Origin of the sequence: Mycobacterium paraffinicum (genome assembly GCF_025822865.1) — a bacterium.
GTDB classification, from domain to species: Bacteria; Actinomycetota; Actinomycetes; order Mycobacteriales; family Mycobacteriaceae; genus Mycobacterium; species Mycobacterium paraffinicum.
In genome coordinates, this window is the sequence record NZ_JACKUR010000033.1 from 97,180 (window position 1) to 120,219 (window position 23,040).

Below are 23,040 nucleotides of genomic sequence, written 5' to 3' on the forward strand. Positions count from 1 at the left end.
GGGAGTCACCGTACGACGGCCCCGCCGGCAGCGCGACGCATTTTTCGTGGAGCGCTGAGGGTCCTTGCGCCGCAACGGCTCTGGCGAGGACGCTCGGTGGTTACTAGTCGAGGTAGTCGCGCAGGACCTGGGAACGGCTGGGGTGGCGCAGCTTTGACATCGTCTTGGACTCGATCTGCCGGATGCGCTCACGGGTGACGCCGTAGACCTGGCCGATCTCGTCGAGGGTGCGCGGCTGGCCGTCGGTGAGGCCGAAGCGCAGCCGTACTACGCCGGCTTCGCGCTCCGACAGCGTCTCCAGCACCGACTGCAACTGGTCTTGCAGCAGGGTGAACGACACCGCGTCGACGGCCACCACGGCCTCGCTGTCCTCGATGAAGTCACCCAGCTGGCTGTCGCCCTCGTCGCCGATGGTCTGGTCCAGCGAGATCGGCTCACGGGCGTATTGCTGGATCTCCAGCACCTTTTCGGGCGTGATGTCCATTTCCTTGGCGAGCTCTTCAGGCGTGGGCTCGCGGCCGAGGTCCTGCAGCAGCTCACGCTGGATGCGGCCCAGCTTGTTGATCACCTCGACCATGTGCACCGGGATGCGGATGGTGCGGGCCTGGTCGGCCATGGCGCGGGTGATGGCCTGCCGGATCCACCACGTCGCGTAGGTGGAGAATTTGTAGCCCTTGGTGTAGTCGAACTTCTCGACCGCACGGATCAGGCCCAGGTTGCCTTCCTGAATGAGGTCCAGGAACGCCATCCCGCGGCCGGTGTACCGCTTGGCCAGCGACACCACGAGGCGCAGGTTGGCTTCCAGCAGATGGTTTTTCGCGCGGTCGCCGTCGCGGCAGATCCACATCATGTCGCGGCGCTGAGCGGCGGGCAGCTTGTCGCCGCGCTCGGCCATCTCGGCCATCAGCTGCGTGGCGTACAGGCCGGCTTCGATCCGCTTTGCCAGCTCGACCTCTTCCTCGGCGTTGAGCAGCGCCACCTTGCCGATCTGCTTGAGGTACGCGCGAACCGAGTCCGCGGATGCGGTGAGTTCGGCGTCTTTGCGCGCCTGCCGCAGCGCCTCGGACTCGTCTTCGTCCCAGACGAAATCGCCGGAGGCTTTGTCCTTTTCGGAGGGCTCGGCGATTTCCTCGTCGTCCTCGACGGGAGCCGCGGCGGCCACGGCGGCCGGTGCGGTTGCCTCTTCCTCGCTGTCGTCGGGGTCGGGCGGGTCGACCTCGGCGTCGTCGGCTTCGGCCGCGACGTCGTCTTCCTCCAGGTCGTCCAGGCTCAGGTCGGCGGCGTCGATCTCGAGGTCTTCGCCGGGCTCGGCGTCGAGCTCCGCGTCGTCGAGATCTTCGACGGCCTCCAGGTCGACGTCGGCATCCGCCGGCGCGCCCTTGGCCGCTTTGGTCCCGCGGCCCGATGGTGCCTTGGCGGCGCGGTTCTTCTTGGTGTCGGCGGCGGCGCCGGCCTCGGCCGCGCGTGCCGGCGCCTTGGCGGCGCGTTTCGCGGGGGCGGAGCCATGAGCGGCCTTGGCCGCCGATCGCTTAGCGGGGGAGGACGGAGACTTCGTGGCGGTCCGTTTCACCGGCGCTTCGGTTGCCGGGCTTGCCTTGGTCGCTGCCACTTACACCCCTTCGTTTGGGCTCACCTTCGGTGGGTATTGGGCATGGTTAACCGAAAGTGTCTGCTATGTCGATGTCGGCGTTGGATCAGCGTGGGTGCTTGCACGCTATCGTTCGGGCGGTCGCCGATGACCATTGTAACGACAGTGAGCGGTGCAACCGCTCTGCCGGGCGAAAATCAGTGCGTCACGTCGGAGGTGGAGGCCATGGCCGCGCCGACGATCCCGGCGGTGTTGAGCAGGGCCGCCGCCACCACCGGGGTGCGATTTTCGAGCAGCGGTAGCCACTTGTCGGCCTTGCGGCTGATGCCGCCCCCCGCGATGAACAGGTCCGGCCACACCGCGTTCTCGATGGCCACCAGCACCCGGGTGACCTGCTTGGCCCACTTTTCGAAGCTCCAGCCGTTCTTCTCTTTGACCGACGACGCGGCGCGCTGTTCGGCTTCTTTGCCGCCGACCTCGAGATGCCCGAACTCGGTGTTGGGTATCAAGACGCCGTTGTGGATGACCGCGGAGCCGATTCCGGTGCCGAACGTCAGCAACACGACCAGACCGGACTGATTTCTGCCGGCGCCGTAGTGCTCCTCGGCGAGCCCCGCGGCGTCCGCATCGTTGAGCACCGTGACGTCCTGGCCGTCCAACTCCGCGCTGATGATCTCGCGCGCGTTGCTGCCGATCCACGATTTGTCGACGTTGGCAGCCGTCTGGACGACACCGTGGGTGACGACCCCGGGATAGGTCACCCCGAGTGGACCGGTCCAGCCGAACGCGTTGACCACCTCGGCGATGGTCTTGGCAACCGCCGGCGGCGTTGCCGGCTGCGGGGTCAGCAGCTTGATCCGCTCGCCGATCAGCTGCCCGGTGTCCATGTCGACGATGCCGCCCTTGATGCCGCTGCCGCCGACGTCGATGCCGAATCCCCGACGCTGTGGGGCGCCGACGGCGGCGCCGGTGCCTGGCGTATCCGTGGTCGAGTCGGTGCTGGTCATCGAAGCTCCTGGACGTGGCTGAGGCTGTCCGCCCACCTTAGCCCGGCGCTGCTGCGCCGACGGGGTATCTGCGGGGCCGTGCCGCCTGTGATGCGATAGACCGGTGACCCGAGGAGATGACGAGCCCGCCCGTTTGCGCACGGTGGCCGAATCGCTGGCCACGGAGGCCGCCGCGTTCGTGCGGCGTCGCCGCGCCGAGGTCTTCGGCCAGGCCGCGGCGAGCTCGCAACTTCCTGGCAACGGCGCGGTGCGGTCGAAGAGCACTCCGACCGATCCGGTCACCGTCGTCGACACGGAAACCGAACGCCTGCTGCGGGACCGGCTGGCCGAATTACGGCCCGGTGACCCGATTCTCGGCGAGGAGGGCGGTGGCCCGGCCGACCCGGCCGGAACCCCCGCCGGCGCCGTCACGTGGGTGCTCGATCCCATCGACGGCACGGTGAACTTCGTCTACGGCATCCCGGCGTACGCGGTGTCGGTCGGCGCGCAGGTCGACGGCGTGTCGGTGGCGGGGGCCGTCGCCGACGTCGTCGCCGGCCGGGTGTACTCGGCCGGGACCGGCCTGGGCGCGCATGTCATCGACGACCAGGGGGTGCGGCCGCTGCGGTGCGCCACGGTCGACGATTTGTCGATGGCGCTGCTGGGCACGGGTTTCGGGTACTCGCGGCAGCGGCGGGCGACGCAGGCGGCGCTGTTGGCGCGGCTGCTGCCGGTGGTCCGCGACGTCCGCCGGATCGGTTCGGCGGCGCTGGATCTGTGCATGGTCGCGGCGGGCCGGCTCGACGCGTTCTACGAGCACGGCCTGCAGCCGTGGGATTGCGCGGCCGGCGCGCTGATCGCCGCCGAGGCGGGCGCGCGGGTTTCCTTGCCCGCGAACGACATTGACGGCGCCGGGCTGGTGCTGGCCGCCGCGCCGGGAATCGCCGACGAGCTGCTGGCCGCCCTGGACGAGATCGACGGCCTCGACCCGATCCTCGATTGACGCCGCTGTCAGCAGCTGCTGGCGTGAATCTTCGTGAGCAGCGCGGGGTCTGACGGCTCGGTGGCCCCGGGGCGCAGCGTGGCCAGCACGGCATCGATGTCGTCGTTGTGGGCCAGCGCGGTGAAGTCCGTACCCAACGCCAGGTCGACTGAGTCGTCGGCGCGGCTGTCGTTGAACAGCTCCATGCACGGCGCCACCAACCAGACCGCTGCCGCGGTGGCTTGCCCCGCAGTACCGAACCGGATCTGGCCCTGGCAGGTCAGCCGCGTGCCGGCATAGAGGGGATCGTTAGCGGCCGTCGGCTGGGCGAACCCGAGATCTTTGAGAGCACCGGAGACGTCACCCGCCTGGCCGCCACGGCCGCTGGCGTTGAGCACGCGGACCTTGGTGTCGCTGAGTTTGGCGGGTGTGACGTCCATCATCGCGCTTCGCGACACCTGCTCACCGAGCTGAGCGGGCGCCCCGGATCCGGCCCCTTTCGGCGGCGGGTTGCACACCGCGACCTCGTGCACCTTCGCCGGCCGGGTCAGCGCGATCGTCCACACCACGGCCGTCACCACCACGAGGAAAACGACGACGACGATGGCGGGGCGGGGATTGCGCCGCCGGAAGGGCCGGCCGTGCTTGTCGAAGGCGGTACCCTCGGTGATTTGTGCGACCACAGGTGCACTCTAGTCACACCCTAAACGCACTGTTCAAAGGCGAACGCAAGGGCGAAGATGGGTGTGTGACGTAAATCACACATAACCGGGGCGCGATCCGGGCACGAATCATTTGGTGGATGCGTTCGACGCTGGTACAAAGCGATGCCTGAGACACGAGGCATGAAGAGGCAATAGGGCAGGGGAAACGAATATGCCTACCGACTACGACGCTCCACGGCGCACCGAGACCGACGACGTCTCGGAAGACTCGCTGGAGGAGCTCAAAGCGCGGCGCAACGAGGCGGCTTCGGCCGTGGTGGACGTCGACGAATCCGAAACCGCTGAGTCTTTCGAGCTGCCCGGCGCCGATCTGTCCGGGGAAGAACTGTCAGTTCGCGTCATTCCGAAGCAGGCCGACGAATTCACCTGCTCGAGCTGTTTCCTGGTGCAACACCGCAGCCGGCTGGCCAGCGAGAAGAACGGCCTGATGATCTGTACCGACTGCGCGGCCTGACCGAGTCTCGGGATCAGCTTCGCAATGCCGACAGCACCCGCTCGGGGTGGCGGCAACTCACCAGCCAGTACGGCGTCGGGTCGTCCGGGTCATCGAGGACGACCAGGATCATCGGGCCGATCCATGCCCGATGCAACACGTAAGCCGCCGGGTCGAGTTGGCGGCCCAGGGCCGCGGACTTGGCCGACGGGGCGACCGCGGCGGACCGGGCGATCACGGTGACCGGCAGGTGCGCCTCACCGGCCCACAGTNCGACCCCACCCGGGACGTTCGGGTCGGCGGTCACCCGGATCTCGACGCGGCCCAGCCACAGCAGGGCGCCGGCCGCCACCGCGAAAAGCGTTGCGTACGGCAACCAGGAAGGCCGGGGGGCGACACCCATGTTGACTTCGAAGGCGATCAGCCCCGCCAGCCCGAAGGCCAGCGGCCACCACCACCATGGCACCCACAGTCGTTCGCGATATCGCACACTGTGCGGCGCGACGTGCGTACCGGACACGCAGTCAAGGGTAATCTGTGGCCCCGTGTCGACCAGTCTCGCCATCGTCCGTCTTGATCCCGAGCTTCCACTGCCCACGCGCGCTCACCAAGGCGACGCCGGGGTGGACCTCTACAGCGCGGAAGACCTCAAGCTGGAACCGGGGCGACGCGCCCTGGTCCGCACGGGCGTGGCCGTCGCGATCCCGTTCGGGATGGTCGGGTTGGTGCACCCGCGTTCGGGATTGGCGTCGCGCGTGGGGCTTTCGATCGTCAACAGCCCGGGAACCATCGACGCGGGCTATCGCGGCGAGATCAAGGTCGCGCTGATCAACCTCGATCCCACCGAGCCCATCGTGGTGCACCGCGGCGACCGCATCGCCCAGCTGCTCGTGCAGCGGGTCGAACTGGTCGAGCTGGTCGAGGTGTCGTCGTTCGACGAGGCCGGCCTGGCCGACACATCCCGTGGCGACGGTGGCCACGGTTCCTCCGGCGGACATGCGAGTTTGTGATGGCACTCAATAGACGTTCAAGCAACGACGACAGCGACGAGTCGGTGGACGCAGTCGCTGACCCGATCGACGACGAGTTCGACGAAGAACTCGAGGGCCCGTTTGATATCGACGATTTCGAGGACCCGTCGGTCGCGGAGCTGGCGCGCCTGGACCTGGGCTCGGTGCTCATTCCGATGCCGGAGGCGGGCCAGCTGCAGGTCGAACTGACCGAGACCGGCGTTCCGAGCGCCGTGTGGGTCGTCACGCCCAACGGCCGCTTCACCATCGCGGCCTACGCGGCACCGAAGACGGGCGGCCTGTGGCGGGAAGTGGCCAGTGAACTCGCCGATTCGCTGCGCAACGACTCGGCCAAAGTCAGCATCAAGGACGGCCCCTGGGGCCGCGAGGTGGTCGGCTCCGCCTCCGGCGCGGTGCGCTTCATCGGGGTGGACGGCTACCGCTGGATGATCCGCTGCGTCATCAACGGCCCCCACGAGACCATGGAAGCCCTCGAACAGGAGGCGCGAGGGGCGTTGGCGGACACCGTGGTTCGCCGCGGTGACACACCGCTTCCGGTGCGCACGCCGTTGACCGTGCAGCTGCCTGAGCCGATGGCGCAGCAATTGCGGGAGGCCGCGGCCGCCCAGCAGGCCGAGGCGCAACAGGCCCAGCAACAAGGCGTGGAGCAGGAAGGGCCCAACCAGCCGGCGGCGCGCCGCAGCGTCGACGGTTCGGCCATGCAGCAGCTGCGCACCACCACCGGGGGCTGAACCAATCCCGCTAGCTCAGCTCGGCGAGGGCGGCCAGGCACGCCGCGCCCAGCGCGGCGGGGTCCGCGCCGATCTGGTCGAGCGTCACCGTCCGCAGCGTCGCCCGCGGCGCGGCGGCAACCCACTGCACACCGACCTGGAGGGGGTGGATGGGATCGTCGACGGCGGACGCCACAGCCAGTGGCACGGCCAGCCGCGCCAGCTCGGCGTGGTTGGGCGCCACGTGGCCGGCGGCTTCGTCCATGGCGTCGGGCAGTTGTGGCCACTGGGCGCGCCACGACCGCGCCAGCTCGTCGGCCAGCCACGGCGGGCTGGACGCCCGCATCTGGTTGGTCGTCGCCTCCAGTCCGTCAGCACGGAGCTGCGATGCCGTATGCCGCGCCGCGAGTGCCGCGGGCGCCGTTTCGGGTTCCCCGGCCCACGCCGGCAGCGCGGCCAGGACGGCGACCGTCTTGTCCGGGTGGGCCAGTGCCCAGGCGACCGCCACCGCCGCGCCGATCGAGACGCCGCCGACGGCGATCGGGCCCGTGCGCGCGGCGGCATCCAACGCGGAAACGTAGCCGTCGATCAACCGATCCGGGTTGGGCGGCGGGGTCACCAACACGGCGCCGGCCTCGCGCAAGGGGCCCGAAAAAGCCCGGCGAACGTAGTCGTCGTCGGACCCCGTGCCGGGCAGCAAGACGATCGTGACACCCCGCAGATCGACAGTCATCCCCTGATATTGCCCCGGCGTTCATTTGTGCCCAACAGCGGTGTTTGAGTCGGTTGGCGCGCGGGAACCAACAGGTCTACGGTGTCCGTTGGCATAAATGGAAGCGCCAAGGCTTATCGGCATTGTCAGGAGGGGCCATGGGGGCCCAAGGATATCTGCGCAAGCTCACCCGCCGCTTGACGGAGGCTCCGGAGCAACGCGACTCGGAGGAGTTGTCCGACGAGGTCGCACTCACCGGCGCGCAGCGAGTCATCGATTGCGAGCGTGGCCAAGAGGTCACCATGGTCGGCACGCTGCGCAGCGTGGAATGTAACGGCAAGGCCTGTGCCGGCGGTGTCCGCGCCGAGCTGTTCGACGGCAGCGACACCGTCACTTTGGTCTGGTTGGGCCAGCGCCGGATACCCGGCATCGACTCGGGCCGCAAGCTGCGGGTGCGGGGCCGGCTAGGCAAGCTCGAGAACGGCACCAAGGCCATCTACAACCCGCACTACGAAATTCAGCGGTGACTCGACCCGCCGATTGGGGGTCGAGTCCGGGACCGCACGAGTCGGGCTCGCCCGAACCCGCGACCGCCAGCCGCATCACACCTGAACGTCTGCTCGGGCAGGTGGGCGGCGTCAGCGGTGTCATCTATTCTTCGCTGCCCGTTGTGATCTTCGTCATTGCTTCGAGCGTGTCCGGCTTGCTCGTGGCGATCGGGTCCGCGCTGGCGGTCGCTGCGCTGGTGTTGGTATGGCGGTTGATCCGCCGCGAATCCCCGCAACCGGCATTCTCCGGGTTCTTCGGCGTCGCCATCTGCGCGCTCATCGCCTACCTGGTGGGGGAGTCGAAGGGCTACTTCCTGCTGGGCATCTGGATGTCGTTGGTGTGGGCGGTGGTGTTCGCCGTGTCGGTCGTCGTCCGACGGCCTCTGGTCGGCTACGCGTGGAGCTGGGCCAGCGGGCGTGGTCGCGGATGGCGCGACGTGCCCCGGGCCGTCTACGCGTTCGACATCGCCTCGGTCTGCTGGGTGCTGGTGTTCGCCGCCCGGTTCGTCGTCCAGGGCCTGCTCTATGACGCCGACCAGACCGGTTGGCTGGCGGTCGCGCGGATCGCGATGGGGTGGCCACTGACCTTGGCCGCCGCGCTGGCGACATACGCGGCGATCAAAGCCGTGCAGCGTGCCCTGCCCGCGGTCGGTGACACCGGCGTCCAGATCGACGCCGACCCCGTCCGCGACTAGCTGTCGAGCGGCGGGCCGTCCGGCAGCAGGAGCTTGCGCAGGTCCTCTTCGACCTCCGCGACCGCGACGAAGAGCAGCTCGTCGCCGCCCTCCAGCGGCTCGTCCGCCTCGGGCACGATCACCCGCGGGCCGCGCAGGATCGTCACCAGCGAGGCGTCCCGGGGCAGTTGCAGGCGGCGCACCGGCTTGCCGCCCCAGGGCGTGTCGTCGGGCAGGGTGATCTCGACGAGGTTGGCCTGGCCGCGACGGAATTCCATGAGCCGCACCAGATCACCGACGGCGACGGCCTCTTCGATGAGCGACGCGAGCATGCGCGGCGTGGACACCGCCACATCCACGCCCCAGGCGTCGGTGAACAACCACTCGTTGCGGGGATCGTTGACCCGGGCCACCACCCGCGGCACCGCGAATTCGGTCTTGGCCAGCAAGCTGAGCACGACGTTGGCCTTGTCGTCGCCGGTCGCGGCCACCACCACGTCGAAGTCCTGCAGATGCACCGATTCCAGCAGGCTCAGCTCGCAGGCATCGCCGAGACGCCAGTGGGCGGCGGGGATGGCGTCGACGTCGACGTGATCGGGATTGCGCTCGATGAGCGTCACGTCGTGGCCGTTGCCGATGAGTTCGCGACTGACCGAGCGGCCGACCGCGCCGGCCCCGGCGACAGCTACCTTCATGTTCGCCGCTCCTCAAACCCGGCTGCGCCGGCTTCTTCGTCGTCGGCGGTCTTCATGTTCGCCGTCTCCTTAAACCCGGTTGCGCCGGCTTCTTCGTCGTCGGCGGTCTTCATGTTCGCCGTCTCCTTAACCGAGGTCTTCACTGGGTGGCATGGCCGCGATGGCGATGGCCTCGGCGGCGCGGCCGGAGATCGCGGCGACGTAGACCTGATCGCCGGCCTGGATGACCGTTTTGGGTTCCGGCAAGACGCCGGCACCGAACCGGATCAGGAACGCGACGCGGGCCCCGGTGGCCTGCTCGAGATCGGTGACCCGCTGCCCGATCCACTCCTCGTGCAGGACGACCTCGGCGACGACCACCGTGCCGGTCGGGTCGCGCCACTTGGCGGTCTCGGTGTCGCGGAGCAGCGCGTTGAGCAGGCGGTCGGTGGTCCAGGGCACGGTGGCGATGGTCGGGATGCCGAGGCGTTCGTAGACCTCGGCGCGCTTGGCGTCGTAGATCCGGGCGACGACGCGCTTGACGCCGAAGGTCTCCCGGGCCAGCCGCGCCGAGATGATGTTCGAGTTATCCCCGGATGACACGGCGGCGAACGCGTCGGCCTCCTCGATGCCGGCCCGCAGCAGCACGTCCCGGTCAAACCCCTGCCCCAAGACCCGCTCCCCGGCGTACTCCGGGCTGAGCCTGTTGAAGGCGGTGCTGTCGCGGTCGATGACCGCGACGTCGTGGCCGATCCGCGATAACCCGTCGGCCACCGAGGAACCGACGCGGCCGCAGCCCATCACCACTACTCGCACTTTCCGATCCTCTCGGCTGCGTCCTGCGCCCCCCGATCGGCAACCCACGTCGGCCAGCCGATTTCGGGTCGGCAAACATTCTCGAGTACGAAGCTACCGCCAAACCCTTGTGGGCTTACTCTTGGCTCTCGTGTCCAAACTTTCAACCGCAGCGCGTCGGTTGCTAATTGGCCGGCCGTTTCGCAGCGACCGGCTGAGTCACACCCTGCTGCCCAAGCGGATCGCCTTGCCGGTGTTCGCCTCCGACGCGTTGTCGTCGGTGGCGTACGCACCCGAAGAGGTCTTCCTGATGCTCTCGGTGGCCGGCCTGTCCGCGTACGCGTTGACGCCCTGGATCGGGCTCGCCGTGGCCGCGGTGATGCTGGTCGTGGTGGCCAGCTACCGGCAGAACGTGCACGCCTACCCGTCGGGCGGGGGCGACTTCGAGGTGGTCACCACCAATCTCGGTGACACCGCCGGCCTGGTGGTCGCCAGCGCCCTGATGGTGGATTACGTTCTCACCGTTGCCGTTTCGACGGCGTCGGCGATGTCCAACATCGGTTCCGCCATCCCCGTGGTGGCCCAGCACAAGGTGTGGTTCTGCGTGGCGGCCATCCTGCTGGTGATGGCGTTGAATCTGCGCGGAATCCGGGAGTCCGGGCTGGCGTTCGCCATTCCGACCTATGCGTTCATCGTCGGCGTCTTCATCATGATCGGCTGGGGTCTGTTCCGGATCTTCGTGCTGGGCAACCCGCTGCGCGCGGAGTCGGCCGGTTTTCAGATGCACGCCGAGCACGGCCAGGTCGTCGGCTTCGCGCTGGCATTCCTGGTGGCGCGGTCTTTCTCCTCGGGCTGCGCGGCGCTCACCGGTGTGGAGGCCATCAGCAACGGCGTTCCGGCTTTCGAGAAGCCCAAGTCGCGCAACGCGGCGACGACACTGCTGATGCTGGGGGCGATCGCGGTGGCGCTGCTGATGGGCATCATCGTGTTGGCCCAGCAGATCCGCGTTCAGCTGGTCGAGGATCCCGCCACGCAACTGGCCGGCGCCCCGCCGGGCTACTACCAGAAGACCCTGGTCACCCAGCTCGCGGAAACGGTGTTCGGCAGCTTCCACATCGGCTTCCTGCTGATCGCCACGGTGACCGCGCTCATCCTGGTGCTGGCGGCCAACACCGCGTTCAACGGGTTCCCGGTGCTCGGCTCGGTGCTGGCGCAGCACAGTTACCTGCCGCGCCAGCTGCACACCCGCGGGGACCGGTTGGCGTTCTCGAACGGGATCCTGTTCCTGTCCGGTGCGGCGCTGCTGGCCATCATCGCGTTCCGCGCCGAGGTCACCGCCCTGATCCAGCTGTACATCGTCGGGGTTTTCATTTCGTTCACCCTGAGCCAGATCGGCATGGTGCGGCACTGGACCCGATTGCTGCGTACCGAGACCGACCCGCGTGCGCGGCGCAAGATGATGCGCTCCCGGGTCGTCAATACAGTCGGATTGCTCTCCACCGGCGCGGTTTTGTTGGTCGTCCTGGTGACGAAGTTCGTCGCCGGTGCATGGATCGCGCTTTTCGCCATGGGTTTGCTGTTCGGAATGATGAAAATGATCCACCGGCACTACGGCACCGTCACCCGGGAATTGGAGGAGCAGGCCGCCGCCCAGCACGACGTGGTGTTGCCCAGCCGCAATCACGCGCTGGTGTTGGTGTCCAAACTGCATCTGCCCACGCTGCGCGCGCTGGCCTACGCCCGGGCGACCCGCCCCGATGCGCTCGAGGCGCTCACCGTAAGCGTGGACGACGGGGAAACCCGCGAGCTGGTGCACCAGTGGGAGGAAAGCGACATCAGCGTGCCGCTGAAGGTCATCGCCTCGCCGTACCGTGAAATCACCCGCCCCATACTGGATTACGTCAAACGGGTCAGCAAGGAATCGCCGCGCACCGTCGTCACCGTGTTCATTCCCGAGTATGTGGTGGGCCATTGGTGGGAGCAGGTGCTGCACAACCAAAGCGCGCTGCGGCTCAAGGGCCGGCTGTTGTTCATGCCCAACGTGATGGTGACTTCTGTTCCGTGGCAACTTAATTCGTCGGAGCGGCTGCAGACGCTGCAGCACCACGTGGCCCCTGGGGACACTCGTCGGGGAATCTTCGATTGACCCGCGAATCCCCCCGCGCACCCGCGGCGGTGCTGCCCCTGTACCAGGAGCTCACGTTGGTCACCGGCGCCCCGGCCAACGGCGGCAGCTGCGTGGCGCACCACGAGGGGCGCGTGGTGTTCGTCCGCTACGCGTTGCCGGGTGAGCGGGTGCGGGTCCGCGTCACCGCCGACCGTGGATCTTATTGGCACGCCGAGGTTGTCGAGGTGCTCGAGCCGTCGGCCGACCGCGTCGAGTCGCTGTGCCCCATCGCCGGGGTGGACGGCGCCGGATGCTGCGACTTGGCGTTCGCCGCCCCGGAGGCGGCCCGCGCGATCAAGGCGCAAGTGGTGGCCAATCAGCTGGAGCGCCTCGGCGGACACCGCTGGAATGGCGAGGCCGAACCGCTGTCGGACTCCGGGCCGACGGGTTGGCGCACCCGGGTCCGGCTCGACGTGGGCGCCGACCGCCGCGCTGGGTTTCACCGGTATCACAGCGACGAACTGGTGACCGACCTGCGCTGCGCGCAGTTGCCGGCCGGCATGCTCGACGGGATCGCCGAATCCGACTGGCCGCCGACCGCCCAGCTGCACGTCGCCGTCGACGACGACGGTGCGCGCCACGTGGTGCGCACGCTGCGGCAGGGCAGGAAGACCGCGACCAAGGTCGTCGAGGGCAGCTACGAGGCGGTGCAGCGGGTCGACAGCCGCAGCTGGAAGATCCCGGTGACGGCATTCTGGCAGGCGCACCGCGGCGCGGCGACGGTGTACAGCCGCCTGGTCGCCGACTGGGCGCAGGCAGCCACCGGCGCGACCGCGTGGGACCTCTACGGCGGCGCCGGCCTTTTCGCCGCGGCGCTCGGCGCCGCGGTCGGGGAGTCCGGTCGGGTGCTGAGCGTCGACACCTCGCGCGCGGCCACGCGCGCCGCCCGCGCCGCGCTGGATGACATGCCGCAGGTGCAGGTCGTCACCGACTCGGTGCGGCGGGTGCTCAACGCGCAACGACCCGGCGCCGATGTGGTGGTGCTGGACCCGCCGCGCGCGGGCGCCGGGCGCGAAATCGTCGATCTGCTGGCCGCCGCCGGTATCCCGCGGATAGTGCACATCGGTTGCGAGGCCGCAGCTTTCGCCCGCGATGTCGGGCTCTACCTCGGCCGCGGCTATGCCGTCGAGAAGATCAAGGTGTTCGACGCGTTCCCGCTGACCCATCACACCGAATGCGTCGCCCTGCTGACGCGCGATTAGGGCCGCCGCCAGTGCCGGCGAGATACGAGTAATCGCAATGACTCTGCGGGTGGGGCGCCCCGAAAGCGGCTAGACTCCATCGCGGTGTGCCGGGAAGTCTGGTCGGCGATGTCCTCGATGTCCCTGTCGACCAACCGAAAGGCACCAGTGCCTACCGACAAAGCGCCGTCGCGTCTGCGGGTGTCGCGATCGTGAACGATGGTCTTCGGTTCGCGCTCATCATCTTGTTCTCCAGTGCGGTCGGTCTGGTCGCTGTCCTGGCGAACCGTCTGACCGAGCGGGTCAAGGTCCCCGTTCCCCTGCTCGTGCTCGTCGGAACGGCAGCGGCGGTGCACTCCCTACCCGCGGTGCAGCCACCGTCGGAGCGGATCGTGGAACAGGTCATCACCATCGCTCTGGTGTTGGTGCTGTTCGACGGCGGCATGCATATCGGGCCCGCCCGTTTCCGCAGGGCGGTTGCCCCCATCCTGTCGGTCGGCGTCCTCGGCACCGCCATCACCGCCGCCGGCGCAGCGCTGATGCTGCACTACGCGTGCGGCATCAGCTGGTTCCCTGCGGTGCTCGTCGCAACCGCGGTGGCTCCCACCGACCCGGCCGTGGTGTTCTCTGTCCTGGGCAAACGCGAAATCAGGGGTCGCAGCAGCACCATCTTGGAGGGCGAGTCCGGCGCCAACGATCCGGTCGGCATCTCGTTGATGTCCAGCCTGATCGCCGCCGGCGGCCTCAGCGCAGCCGGATTCGCCAGCGTCGGAACCCAATTCGCTCTGCAGATGGCGATCGGCCTTGCCGTCGGGGTGATCGGCGGCCGCGCCCTGCTCGTCTTCATGCGCCGCGTGGCCCTGCCGAGCGAAGGCCTCTACCCCTTGCGAACGCTGGCATCGAGCCTGATGCTGTACGGCCTCGCCACGCTTGCGCACGGATCGGGATTTCTGGCGGTGTTCGTCGCCGGCATCGTGATCGGCGATGCGCGCGCTCCCTACAAGCCCGAGATCAAGCGGTTCCACGCTGCCTTGGCCGGCCTGGCCGAGATCGTCGCGTTCGTCGTGCTGGGTTTGACCGTCGACCTCAACGTGCTTACTCACCCCGACGTGTGGATTCCCGGGCTCGCTCTCGGCGTGGGACTGACGGTGCTGATTCGTCCGCTGGCCGTGAGCGCCTGCCTGGTCGGCGTGCGCCTCGAGCGAAACGAACGCCTTTTCATCCTGTTCGCCGGCCTCAAAGGGGCGGTGCCGATTCTGCTCGGCGAGTTGCTGCGCGCCGCACACGTCGCCAACGCCGAACGCCTCTACGGCATCGTGGTCGTCGTCGTGATCTTCTCGGTTCTGGTGCAGGGCAGCTCGGTGCCCGGCGTCGCGAAGCTGTTGAAGCTGCCCATGCGCACCGTGGAGACCCAGCCATGGGAGATAGGGGTGCGGCTCGCGGACGAACCGCACGGAGCGCACCGCTTCAGCGTTGCCAAGGGGTCTGCCGCCGAGGGGTGCACGGTGGAGGGGCTCAGTGACCGCGTCGGCGACATCTGGGTGAGCATCGTGGTGCGCACCACAGGCCTGGTTCCGGTGCGGGGCGATACCGAACTTCAGGCCGGCGACGAGGTCGTCGTCCTGGCGGATCCCGAACTTCGCGGCACCCTGGCCGAGCTCTTCGGACCCTCCTAGGCCGGCTGCCTCCGGCTCCCTGCTGTTCCCTCCGACGCTGCGTAGACTATCGGGATGCTGGAACAGATCCGCGGGCCCGCTGATCTGCAACACCTGTCCCAACAGCAGCTGCGCGAACTGGCCGCCGAGATTCGCGAGTTCCTGATCCACAAGGTCGCTGCGACCGGGGGACACCTCGGGCCCAACCTCGGCGTCGTCGAACTGACGCTGGCGCTACACCGGGTGTTCGACTCGCCGCATGATCCGATCGTCTTCGACACCGGTCATCAGGCATACGTCCACAAGATGCTGACCGGGCGCTCGCAGGACTTCGAGAGCCTGCGCAAAAAGGGCGGGCTGTCGGGCTATCCGTCGCGCGCGGAGAGCGAACACGACTGGGTCGAGTCCAGCCACGCCAGCGCGGCGCTGTCGTACGCCGACGGCCTGGCCAAGGCGTTCGAGCTGACCGGCCACCGCAACCGGCACGTGGTCGCCGTGGTCGGCGACGGCGCGCTCACCGGCGGCATGTGCTGGGAGGCGCTGAACAACATCGCGGCGTCGAAGCGGCCGGTGATCATCGTGGTGAACGACAACGGCCGCAGCTACGCGCCGACGATCGGCGGCGTCGCCGACCATCTGGCCACCCTGCGGCTGCAGCCGGCCTACGAGCAGGCCCTGGAGAAGGGCCGCGACGCGGTGCGCTCGCTGCCGCTGCTCGGCGAGCTGGCCTACCGGTTCATGCACAGCGTCAAGGCCGGCATCAAGGATTCCCTGTCCCCGCAGCTGCTGTTCACCGACCTGGGGCTGAAGTACGTGGGACCGGTCGACGGCCACGACGAACGCGCGGTGGAGATGGCACTGCGCCACGCCCGGGGCTTCGGCCGGCCGGTGATCGTGCACGTCGTCACCCGCAAGGGCATGGGTTTCGGTCCGGCGGAGGATGACGAGGCCGAGCAGATGCATTCCTGTGGCGTCATCGATCCGGTCACCGGGCAGGCCACCAAGGTCGCCGGTCCCAGTTGGACCGCCACCTTCTCCGACGCGCTGATCGGCTACGCCAGGAAGCGCCGCGACATCGTGGCCATCACCGCGGCGATGCCCGGCCCGACCGGGCTGAGCGCCTTCGGACAACGGTTCCCGGATCGGCTGTTCGATGTCGGCATCGCCGAGCAGCACGCCCTGACGTCGGCGGCGGGCCTGGCGATGGGCGGCATGCACCCGGTGGTGGCCATCTATTCGACGTTCCTCAACCGGGCCTTCGACCAGATCATGATGGACGTGGCGCTGCACAAGCTGCCCGTCACCATGGTGCTCGACCGGGCCGGGATCACGGGGTCGGACGGTGCCAGCCACAACGGCATGTGGGACATGTCGATGCTGGGCATCGTGCCCGGTATGCGGGTGGCCGCGCCCCGCGACGCCACCCGGTTGCGCGAGGAACTCGGCGAGGCGCTCGACGTCAACGACGGGCCGACGACGCTCCGGTTCCCCAAAGGTGATGTGGGAGAAGACATTCCGGCCCTCGAGCGGCGCGCGGGTGTCGACGTGCTGGCCGTCCCGGCCGCCGGCCTGAACCACGACGTGCTGCTGGTGGGCGTGGGCGCGTTCGTCCCGATGGCGCTCGAGGCCGCCAAGCGCCTACACAACCAGGGGATCGGCGTGACGGTGATCGACCCGCGTTGGGTCCTGCCGGTGTCCGAGGGAGTGATCGAGCTCGCCGCGCAGCACAAGCTGGTGGTCACATGCGAGGACAACGGCGTCAACGGCGGCGTGGGGTCGGCGGTGTCGGCGGCGCTTCGGAGCGCGGAGATCGACGTGCCGTGCCGCGACGTCGGCCTGCCGCAGAGGTTCTACGAGCACGCCTCGCGGGGAGAGCTGCTGGCCGACCTGGGGCTGACCGATCAGGACGTGGCCCGCCGCATCACCGGGTGGGTCGCCGCGCTGGGTAACGCCGTCACCGAAGCGGAGATCCGCGAGCACCTCGACTAAGTGGCGATCGCGAGCGCGGCGGAGCCGGGCGAAGCGGGTCGCCACCTCGACTAAGTGGCGATCGCGAGCGCGGCGGAGCCGGGCGAAGCGGGTCGCCACCATCGGGGCTAGTCGCGGTCTTCTTGGGGCGGTTGCAGCGCCCGGGCCAGAACGGGATCCACCAATTCGCGCTGCCACTGCCTGGCCTGCCCGGCCCGTAGGAACGTCTCGACGGCGTCGAAAGGGTCGGGGGCGGGCTCCCAGTCCCAGCACAACCGTCGCACCAGGTCGGGCGAGACCAGGTTCTCGGTCGGGACGTGCACCCGCTCGGACACCTCCGACAGCGCCGCACGCGCCGCCTCCAGCCGCGCGGCCGCCTCCGGTTTGCGCCTGCTCCACCGCGCCGCCGGCGGGGGCCCGTTCGGCGGTTCGGCATCGACGGGCGGGTTCTTGGTTTGCCGGGCCGCCTCCAGCGCCCCCAACCACGTGGCGGCGCTGCGACGTTGATTGCGCCCACCGAACACCGGCAAGGCGGTGAGGTCCTCGATGGTCTTGGGATCGGCGATGGCGGCCTCGATGATCGCCGAGTCCGGCAGGATGCGTCGCGGCGCGATGTCGCGGCGCTCGGCGATGCGGTCGCGCGTCAGCCACAGCTCGCGGACCGCGGCCAGGCCACGCTGGTCACGCACCCGATGGATCCCCGACGTCCGCCGCCACCGCTCCCGCCGCGTCGCCGCGCTGGGGTCCCTGACGCCCGCCACCCGTAGGTAGTCGAATTCCTCTGCGGCCCAACCAGTTTTGCCTTGCTCGGCCAGCACGTCGGCGACCGCGGCCCGCAGCTCGATGAGCAGTTCGACGTCCAGCGCCGCGTAATTGAGCCATTCATCGGGCAGCGGGCGTTTGGACCAATCGGCCGCCCCGTGCCCCTTGGCCAACCCGGAAGCGAGCAGCCGCTCCACCATGGTCGCCAGGTTCACCCGCTCGAACCCGGCCAGCCGCCCGGCGAGCTCGGTGTCGTACAACGCGGGTGGCCGCAAGCCGACTTCCGCGAGGCAGGGCAGGTCCTGGTCGGCCGAATGCAGGATCCATTCGTCTTCGCCGAGCACCTCGGCGACGGGCCGCAGCGCCTCGAGCGGGTCGGCGCCGTGACTGACGGGGTCGATGAGCACGGTGCCCGCGCCCGACCGCCGGATCTGAATCAGGTAGGCCCGGTTGGAGTACCGGAAACCCGAGGCCCGCTCGGCGTCCACCGCAAACGGACCACGACCGCGGCCGAGGAGCTCCGCCGCCTCCTGGATCTGACTTACGGTCACCGAGAGGTCCGGAATCCCTCCGGCCGGGTGCAGCAGGGGCGTGGGCGCGGGTTCGGTGTCGTCGGGCGCCGTGCTGCCGGCCCCATGGGCCGCCGGTTCGCACATGTCAGGCGCGTGACCGCGAACTCAGATCGGTGACGCCGGTCGGCGGGAGACCCGCCGCGTGCTCCAGTACCTCGCAGAAGGCCTCGACATGGACGCCGACTTGCGGCGTGGTCGCCGTCCACGACGCCCGCAGCTCCAACTGGTGGGCGCGCGGCGGCCCCGAAATGTCGCCGTAGCGCACCGAGGTGGTGGCGGTGACCGTGCCGCCGAGGGCGGTGACCTGCTTCATCCGGGACTCCAGCGCGTCGACCAGCCAACTCCACGCCACCTCCGGCAGCAGGGGGTCGACGGCCTCGCTGGGATCGAGGTCAGCCTGGATGTAGGCGACCAGGCGAATGGTGCCGTCCCACGCGTCGGCGCCTTCCGGGTCGTACAGCAGAATCAGTCGGCCGAAGGCGTCGCCGTCGGATCGCTCGGGGACGATCTCACGGTCGGGATGCTTGACCTCGGCCCCCAGCGCGTAGCTGTAGGGCGCCAGGCGTTGCGGCGGGCGGATGGGGCCCAGCTCGATTTCCCGTCGGACGGTGACGCCATTCATCGCCGCTACCGCCTCGCGGAATGGCTCCGGTTCAGCTGAGGTCACTTGGCGCCGCTCCTGTTCATCCCGGCCACCCTGCGTCGTCGCGGCCCGGGTCATTTGCGCCGCTCCTCCGCATCGCTGCCGTCCCCCGCACGCGGGAGGTGCCCGCTCTGCATCGTCGCGGCGCGGGTCACAGGGTCCGACGGTAGACCTATCGGCCGACACGCGGAATCAGGCGCGCCGACCGCTACCAACCCGTTACCCGACCTTGTCGGCCGGTATCGCCCCTGCTCAGGAGCCATTTCCGCCGGTAAATCGGGCCGGCCGCTTCTCGCGGTGCGCTGCCAGCCCTTCCTGCACGTCGGGGCCGCTGAAGCTGAGGAATTCCAGGCCGAGCGAGGTCTCGAAGGTGGGCGCGAACATGCGGTACCAGGAGTTGAGGCTGTGCTTGGTCCACCGGATGGCGTTCTGCGCGCCGCGGGCCAGATCCTCGGCGATCCGCGTCGCCGTGGACAGCACCTCATCGTCGTCGACGCAGGTGGACACCAGGCCGATGCGCTCGGCTTCCTCGCCGAGCAACGTCTCGCAGGTGAGCAGGTAGTACTTGGCTTTGGCCATGCCGACCAGCAGCGGCCAGCAGATCGCGGCGTGGTCGCCCGCGGCCACGCCCAGCTTGGTGTGCCCGTCGATGAGTTTCGCGGTGCGGCCCGCCACCGAGACGTCGGCGAGCAGGGCCACCACCAGGCCGGCGCCGACGGCCGGGCCTCGGATCGCCGAGACGACGGGCTTGTCGAAGTTGACCATGTTGAGCACCAGGTCGCGGGCCTCCCGCATGATGCGCATCCGACCCTCGTAGTCGCCGATGGTCTCGGCGATCAGGTCGAAGCTGCCGCCGGAGGAGAAGGCCTTGCCCTCGCCGCGGACCAGCACGACGCGGACGTCGGGGTCGCGGGCGATCGCCGGCCAGATGTCGGCGAGGTCCCGGTGCATCTGCGGCCCGACCGAATTGAGGCCGGGGGCGTCGAGAACCAGGGTCAGGATGCCTTCTTGGCCGGTTTTGTCGCCGACCTCGCAGCGCAGGCTGGGGAACTCGTCGTAATTCACGGGCGGGTGGCTGACTGGCACGGTCGTCGATATTACGCAGCAGCACCCTCATGGCAGCATTGAGGACAATGAGTACTCGCCGCGACCTCCCCGAGTCGCCGTATCTGGCCGCCGTCACCGGTGGCAAACCCGGCCGGATCCCGGTGTGGTTCATGCGGCAGGCGGGTCGTTCGCTGCCCGAATACCGGGCGCTGCGGGCCCAGACCGACATGTTGTCGGCCTGCTTCGACGCCGAGCTGGTCTGCGAGATCACCTTGCAGCCGGTGCGCCGGCACGACGTCGACGCGGCGATATTGTTCTCCGACATCGTGGTGCCGCTGCTCGGCGCGGGCGTCGACCTGGACATCGTCGCGGGTGTCGGGCCGGTGATCGCGTCCCCGGTGCGCACCGCTGCCGACGTCGATGCGATGAAACCCCTTGACCGCCAACGGATTCAGCCGGTGTGCGCCGCGGTGACGCTGCTGGTGGCCGCGCTCGGCAGCGTCCCGCTGATCGGATTCGCGGGCGCGCCGTTCACCCTGGCGTCCTATCTGATCGAGGGCGGTCCCAGCCGCCACCACGCCCGCACCAAGGCGATGATGCTGGCCGAACCGGACAGCTGGCATGCGTTGATGGAAAAGCTGACCGACATCACCGTGGGCTTCCTGCGGGCGCAGCTCGAGGCCGGCGTGGACGCCATACAGGTGTTCGACTCGTGGGCGGGCGCGCTGTCGCTCGCCGACTACCGCATTTACGTACAACCGCACAGCGCCAGGGTTTTCGGCGCGCTTGCCGAGCACGGCGTGCCGATGACGCACTTCGGGGTCGGCACCGCCGAATTGCTGGGGGCCATGTCCACCGTCGGCGCGACGGTGGTGGGCGTGGACTGGCGAACCTCGCTCACCGATGCGGCCAGCCGGGTCGCAGCGGGCATTGCGCTGCAGGGCAACCTCGATCCGGTAGTGCTGCTGGCGGGGTGGCCGGCCGTCGAACGCGCCGCCCGGGCCGTGGTCGACGACGGGCGCCGCGCCGTCGACGCGGGCGCGACCGGTCACGTCTTCAACCTCGGCCACGGCGTGCTGCCCGAGACCGACCCCGGTGTGCTGACTGATCTGGTGGCGCTGGTCCACTCGCTATGACTTCGTATTGTGTTGTCGGGGGCGGTATTTCGGGCCTGACGGCGGCATATCGGCTGCGCGCGACGGTGGGCGACGACGCGGCCATCACCCTGTTCGATCCCGGCGACCGGCTGGGCGGCATCTTGCGCACCGAGCGGGTCGGCGGGCAGGCCATGGACCTGGGTGCCGAGGCGTTCATCCTGCGCCGGCCCGAGATGCCCGCGCTGCTGGCCGAGCTGGGCCTGTCGGGGCGTCAACTGGTGTCCACCGGCGCCCGGCCGTTGATCTACAGCCAGCAGACGCTGCACGCGTTGCCCACCGGCACGGTGGCCGGGATTCCGTCGTCGGCCGCCTCCGTGGCGGGGTTGGTCGACGAGGCGACCGTGGCGCGCATCGAAGCCGAGCCCGCCCGCCCGCTGGACTGGCGACCCGGCAGCGACCCCGCGACGGCCGAACTGGTGGGCGAGCGGTTCGGCGAGCAGGTGGTGGCGCGGTCGGTGGATCCGCTGCTGAGCGGGGTGTACGCCGGTTCGGCGGCCACGATCGGGCTGCGCGCGGCGGCCCCCGGCGTCGCGGCGGCCCTGGACCGCGGGGCCGCCAGCCTGACGGACGCGGTCCGGCAGGCGCTGCCGCCGGCGACCGGCGCACCCGTGTTCGGGGCGCTGGACGGCGGCTACCAGGTGCTGCTCGACGCGCTCGTCGAGCGCGGCCGGCCGCACCGGGTCCGGGCCGCGGTGCAACGGCTCGAACCGGCCGGACCGGGGTGGTCGCTGCTGGATGACACCGGCGCCCGATGGCACGCCGACGCGGTGATCCTGGCCGTCCCGGCCCCGCGGGTGGCGCGCCTGGTCGCCGACGTCGCCCCGAGCAGCGCCGCCGCCGCCGGCCGGATCGCCAGCGCGTCGTCGGTGGTGGTCGCGCTCGCGGTGCCGGGCGACACGCCGTTCCCGCAATGTTCCGGCGTGCTGGTCGCGACCGGAGAGCCGTTGCGGAGCAAGGCGATTACGCTTTCGTCGCGCAAGTGGGGCGCCCGCGGGGACACCCAGCTGCTTCGGCTGTCGTTCGGTCGTTGCGGCGACGACGTGGCTGTCAGCGTCTCGGATGACGAACTGCTGGGCTGGGCGTTGAGCGACCTGGTCGACGTGTTCGACCTGGCGGTGGACCCGGTCGATGCCCGCGTGCAGCGCTGGATCGAGGCCATGCCGCAGTACGGACCCGGCCACGCCGAGCTGGCGACCGAGATCCGCGCGGGCCTGCCGCCGACGCTCGCCGTGGCCGGCAGCTACCTCGACGGCATCGGCGTGCCGGCATGCATCGGGGCGGCCGGCCGCGCGATCGAGGCCCTCGACGTGGAAGTGGCACGATAGGTTCCATGGCCAAGCTCGACTACGACACCCTCAACGCGACGATCCGCTACCTGATGTTCTCGGTCTTCTCCGTGCGGCCGGGCGAGCTGGGAGAAGAGCGGGATGCCGTCATCGATGACGCGTCGCGGTTTTTCAAGCAGCAGGAGGAGCGCGGCGTCGTGGTGCGCGGCCTCTACGACGTGGCGGGCCTGCGGGCCGACGCCGACTTCATGATCTGGACCCACGCCGAAACCATCGAGGCGCTGCAGGCCACCTACGCCGACTTCCGGCGCACCACCGCCCTGGGGCGGGCCTGCTCGCCGGTGTGGAGCAGCGTGGCGCTGCACCGGCCGGCCGAGTTCAACAAGAGCCACATCCCCGCATTCTTGGCCGGCGAAGAGCCCGGCAACTACATCTGTGTGTATCCGTTCGTGCGGTCCTACGAGTGGTACCTGCTGCCCGACGAGGAGCGGCGCCGCATGCTCGCCGAACACGGCATGGCCGCCCGCGAGTACAAGGACGTCCGCGCCAACACGGTGCCGGCGTTCGCGCTCGGTGACTACGAATGGATCCTGGCCTTCGAGGCGCCCGAACTGCACCGCATCGTCGACTTGATGCGAGAGCTGCGCGCCACCGACGCCCGCCGGCACACCCGCGAGGAGACGCCGTTCTTCACCGGGCCGCGCGTGCCGGTCGAGCAGCTGGTGAACGCGCTGCCATGACGGC

Annotated in this window: 23 protein-coding genes; 13 read left to right on the plus strand and 10 right to left on the minus strand. The window is 69.4% G+C overall.

Going from position 1 to position 23,040, the window contains the following annotated elements:
• Positions 1-103: 103 nt before the first annotated feature.
• Positions 104-1,609: an RNA polymerase sigma factor gene (locus tag H7J89_RS23090; protein WP_264047083.1), complete on the minus strand. Its 1,506-nt coding sequence runs from the start codon at positions 1,607-1,609 to the stop codon at positions 104-106.
• Positions 1,610-1,785: 176 nt separating this feature from the next.
• A complete protein-coding gene (gene ppgK, locus H7J89_RS23095; RefSeq protein WP_264047084.1) occupies positions 1,786-2,595 on the minus strand; it encodes a polyphosphate--glucose phosphotransferase in 810 nt (269 codons plus the stop codon).
• A gap of 103 nt (positions 2,596-2,698) precedes the next feature.
• Here ppgK and H7J89_RS23100 point away from each other — a divergent pair, with 103 nt between their 5' ends.
• Positions 2,699-3,577: an inositol monophosphatase family protein gene (locus tag H7J89_RS23100; RefSeq protein WP_264047085.1), complete on the plus strand. Its 879-nt coding sequence runs from the start codon at positions 2,699-2,701 to the stop codon at positions 3,575-3,577.
• An 8-nt stretch (positions 3,578-3,585) separates the two neighbouring features.
• Here H7J89_RS23100 and cei read toward each other — a convergent pair whose 3' ends face one another.
• Positions 3,586-4,239 carry an envelope integrity protein Cei gene (gene cei, locus H7J89_RS23105; RefSeq protein ID WP_066950310.1) on the minus strand — a complete coding sequence of 218 codons (654 nt, stop codon included), beginning with the start codon at positions 4,237-4,239 and terminating at the stop codon, positions 3,586-3,588.
• A gap of 193 nt (positions 4,240-4,432) precedes the next feature.
• Between cei and H7J89_RS23110 the strand changes: the two genes are divergently transcribed.
• Positions 4,433-4,735 (plus strand): DUF4193 domain-containing protein, encoded by a 303-nt coding sequence (locus tag H7J89_RS23110; protein ID WP_007171590.1) that lies wholly within the window; start codon positions 4,433-4,435, stop codon positions 4,733-4,735.
• A 13-nt stretch (positions 4,736-4,748) separates the two neighbouring features.
• Here the strand turns inward: H7J89_RS23110 and H7J89_RS23115 are convergent, their stop codons facing one another.
• Positions 4,749-5,234: a DUF3093 domain-containing protein gene (locus tag H7J89_RS23115; protein ID WP_264047089.1), complete on the minus strand. Its 486-nt coding sequence runs from the start codon at positions 5,232-5,234 to the stop codon at positions 4,749-4,751.
• Positions 5,235-5,259: 25 nt separating this feature from the next.
• Between H7J89_RS23115 and dut the strand changes: the two genes are divergently transcribed.
• The gene (dut, locus tag H7J89_RS23120; RefSeq protein ID WP_066950303.1) at positions 5,260-5,724 is read left to right on the plus strand and encodes a dUTP diphosphatase; all 465 of its coding nucleotides are present in this window, start codon (positions 5,260-5,262) and stop codon (positions 5,722-5,724) included.
• The gene (locus H7J89_RS23125) at positions 5,721-6,476 is read left to right on the plus strand and encodes a DUF3710 domain-containing protein (RefSeq protein ID WP_264047091.1); all 756 of its coding nucleotides are present in this window, start codon (positions 5,721-5,723) and stop codon (positions 6,474-6,476) included. The genes dut and H7J89_RS23125 overlap by 4 nt, the downstream gene beginning before the upstream one ends.
• Positions 6,477-6,486: 10 nt before the next feature.
• Here the strand turns inward: H7J89_RS23125 and H7J89_RS23130 are convergent, their stop codons facing one another.
• On the minus strand, positions 6,487-7,188 hold the full coding sequence (locus H7J89_RS23130; protein WP_264047092.1) for an alpha/beta fold hydrolase: 702 nt from the start codon (positions 7,186-7,188) through the stop codon (positions 6,487-6,489).
• Between the two features lie 137 nt (positions 7,189-7,325).
• Here H7J89_RS23130 and H7J89_RS23135 point away from each other — a divergent pair, with 137 nt between their 5' ends.
• Positions 7,326-7,694, plus strand: a complete 369-nt coding sequence (locus H7J89_RS23135) for an OB-fold nucleic acid binding domain-containing protein (protein WP_264047094.1) — start codon at positions 7,326-7,328, stop codon at positions 7,692-7,694.
• A gap of 74 nt (positions 7,695-7,768) precedes the next feature.
• Positions 7,769-8,410, plus strand: coding sequence for a DUF3159 domain-containing protein (locus H7J89_RS23140; protein WP_264047139.1), 642 nt, complete (start codon positions 7,769-7,771; stop codon positions 8,408-8,410).
• Here H7J89_RS23140 and H7J89_RS23145 read toward each other — a convergent pair.
• The gene (locus H7J89_RS23145) at positions 8,407-9,084 is read right to left on the minus strand and encodes a potassium channel family protein (protein WP_067199263.1); all 678 of its coding nucleotides are present in this window, start codon (positions 9,082-9,084) and stop codon (positions 8,407-8,409) included. The genes H7J89_RS23140 and H7J89_RS23145 overlap by 4 nt on opposite strands.
• 126 nt (positions 9,085-9,210) lie before the next feature.
• A complete protein-coding gene (locus H7J89_RS23150) occupies positions 9,211-9,879 on the minus strand; it encodes a potassium channel family protein (protein ID WP_264047095.1) in 669 nt (222 codons plus the stop codon).
• A 130-nt stretch (positions 9,880-10,009) separates the two neighbouring features.
• On the opposite strand from H7J89_RS23150, the gene H7J89_RS23155 reads away from it, so the two are divergent.
• The 4 genes from H7J89_RS23155 to dxs all read left to right on the plus strand — a co-directional run bounded on the left by H7J89_RS23155 (position 10,010) and on the right by dxs (position 16,850).
• Positions 10,010-12,004: an APC family permease gene (locus H7J89_RS23155; RefSeq protein WP_264047096.1), complete on the plus strand. Its 1,995-nt coding sequence runs from the start codon at positions 10,010-10,012 to the stop codon at positions 12,002-12,004.
• Between the two features lie 29 nt (positions 12,005-12,033).
• A complete protein-coding gene (locus tag H7J89_RS23160; RefSeq protein ID WP_264047140.1) occupies positions 12,034-13,227 on the plus strand; it encodes a class I SAM-dependent RNA methyltransferase in 1,194 nt (397 codons plus the stop codon).
• Positions 13,228-13,418: 191 nt separating this feature from the next.
• The gene (locus H7J89_RS23165) at positions 13,419-14,882 is read left to right on the plus strand and encodes a cation:proton antiporter domain-containing protein (protein ID WP_264047097.1); all 1,464 of its coding nucleotides are present in this window, start codon (positions 13,419-13,421) and stop codon (positions 14,880-14,882) included.
• Between the two features lie 54 nt (positions 14,883-14,936).
• Positions 14,937-16,850, plus strand: a complete 1,914-nt coding sequence (dxs, locus tag H7J89_RS23170; RefSeq protein ID WP_264047098.1) for a 1-deoxy-D-xylulose-5-phosphate synthase — start codon at positions 14,937-14,939, stop codon at positions 16,848-16,850.
• Between the two features lie 107 nt (positions 16,851-16,957).
• Here dxs and H7J89_RS23175 read toward each other — a convergent pair whose 3' ends face one another.
• From H7J89_RS23175 to H7J89_RS23185, 3 genes are all read right to left on the minus strand, one after another.
• Positions 16,958-18,247, minus strand: a complete 1,290-nt coding sequence (locus H7J89_RS23175) for an HRDC domain-containing protein (RefSeq protein ID WP_264047099.1) — start codon at positions 18,245-18,247, stop codon at positions 16,958-16,960.
• Between the two features lies 1 nt (position 18,248).
• A complete protein-coding gene (locus tag H7J89_RS23180) occupies positions 18,249-18,884 on the minus strand; it encodes a DUF3000 domain-containing protein (RefSeq protein ID WP_264047100.1) in 636 nt (211 codons plus the stop codon).
• Positions 18,885-19,058: 174 nt separating this feature from the next.
• On the minus strand, positions 19,059-19,892 hold the full coding sequence (locus H7J89_RS23185) for an enoyl-CoA hydratase/isomerase family protein (protein ID WP_264047101.1): 834 nt from the start codon (positions 19,890-19,892) through the stop codon (positions 19,059-19,061).
• A gap of 47 nt (positions 19,893-19,939) precedes the next feature.
• On the opposite strand from H7J89_RS23185, the gene hemE reads away from it, so the two are divergent.
• The 3 genes from hemE to hemQ are packed head-to-tail and all read left to right on the plus strand — an operon-like array spanning position 19,940 to position 23,036.
• Positions 19,940-20,989 (plus strand): uroporphyrinogen decarboxylase, encoded by a 1,050-nt coding sequence (gene hemE, locus H7J89_RS23190; protein ID WP_264047102.1) that lies wholly within the window; start codon positions 19,940-19,942, stop codon positions 20,987-20,989.
• Positions 20,986-22,335, plus strand: a complete 1,350-nt coding sequence (locus H7J89_RS23195) for a protoporphyrinogen oxidase (protein WP_264047103.1) — start codon at positions 20,986-20,988, stop codon at positions 22,333-22,335. Before hemE ends, H7J89_RS23195 begins: the two co-directional genes overlap by 4 nt.
• A gap of 5 nt (positions 22,336-22,340) precedes the next feature.
• Positions 22,341-23,036 carry a hydrogen peroxide-dependent heme synthase gene (hemQ, locus tag H7J89_RS23200; protein ID WP_067789672.1) on the plus strand — a complete coding sequence of 232 codons (696 nt, stop codon included), beginning with the start codon at positions 22,341-22,343 and terminating at the stop codon, positions 23,034-23,036.
• The last annotated feature ends 4 nt before the right edge of the window (positions 23,037-23,040 follow it).

Excerpts from the sequence above, each read along its gene's own strand:
- H7J89_RS23195 (WP_264047103.1), top strand. The coding sequence starts at position 20,986 with ATGACTTCGTATTGTGTTGTCGGGGGCGGTATTTCGGGCCTGACGGCG.
- H7J89_RS23175 (WP_264047099.1), bottom strand. The coding sequence starts at position 18,247 with ATGTGCGAACCGGCGGCCCATGGGGCCGGCAGCACGGCGCCCGACGAC.
- H7J89_RS23180 (WP_264047100.1), bottom strand. The coding sequence starts at position 18,884 with ATGACCCGGGCCGCGACGACGCAGGGTGGCCGGGATGAACAGGAGCGG.
- H7J89_RS23145 (WP_067199263.1), bottom strand. The coding sequence starts at position 9,084 with ATGAAGGTAGCTGTCGCCGGGGCCGGCGCGGTCGGCCGCTCGGTCAGT.
- H7J89_RS23135 (WP_264047094.1), top strand. The coding sequence starts at position 7,326 with ATGGGGGCCCAAGGATATCTGCGCAAGCTCACCCGCCGCTTGACGGAG.
- hemQ (WP_067789672.1), top strand. The coding sequence starts at position 22,341 with ATGGCCAAGCTCGACTACGACACCCTCAACGCGACGATCCGCTACCTG.
- dxs (WP_264047098.1), top strand. The coding sequence starts at position 14,937 with ATGCTGGAACAGATCCGCGGGCCCGCTGATCTGCAACACCTGTCCCAA.
- hemE (WP_264047102.1), top strand. The coding sequence starts at position 19,940 with ATGAGTACTCGCCGCGACCTCCCCGAGTCGCCGTATCTGGCCGCCGTC.
- ppgK (WP_264047084.1), bottom strand. The coding sequence starts at position 2,595 with ATGACCAGCACCGACTCGACCACGGATACGCCAGGCACCGGCGCCGCC.
- H7J89_RS23110 (WP_007171590.1), top strand. The coding sequence starts at position 4,433 with ATGCCTACCGACTACGACGCTCCACGGCGCACCGAGACCGACGACGTC.
- H7J89_RS23130 (WP_264047092.1), bottom strand. The coding sequence starts at position 7,188 with ATGACTGTCGATCTGCGGGGTGTCACGATCGTCTTGCTGCCCGGCACG.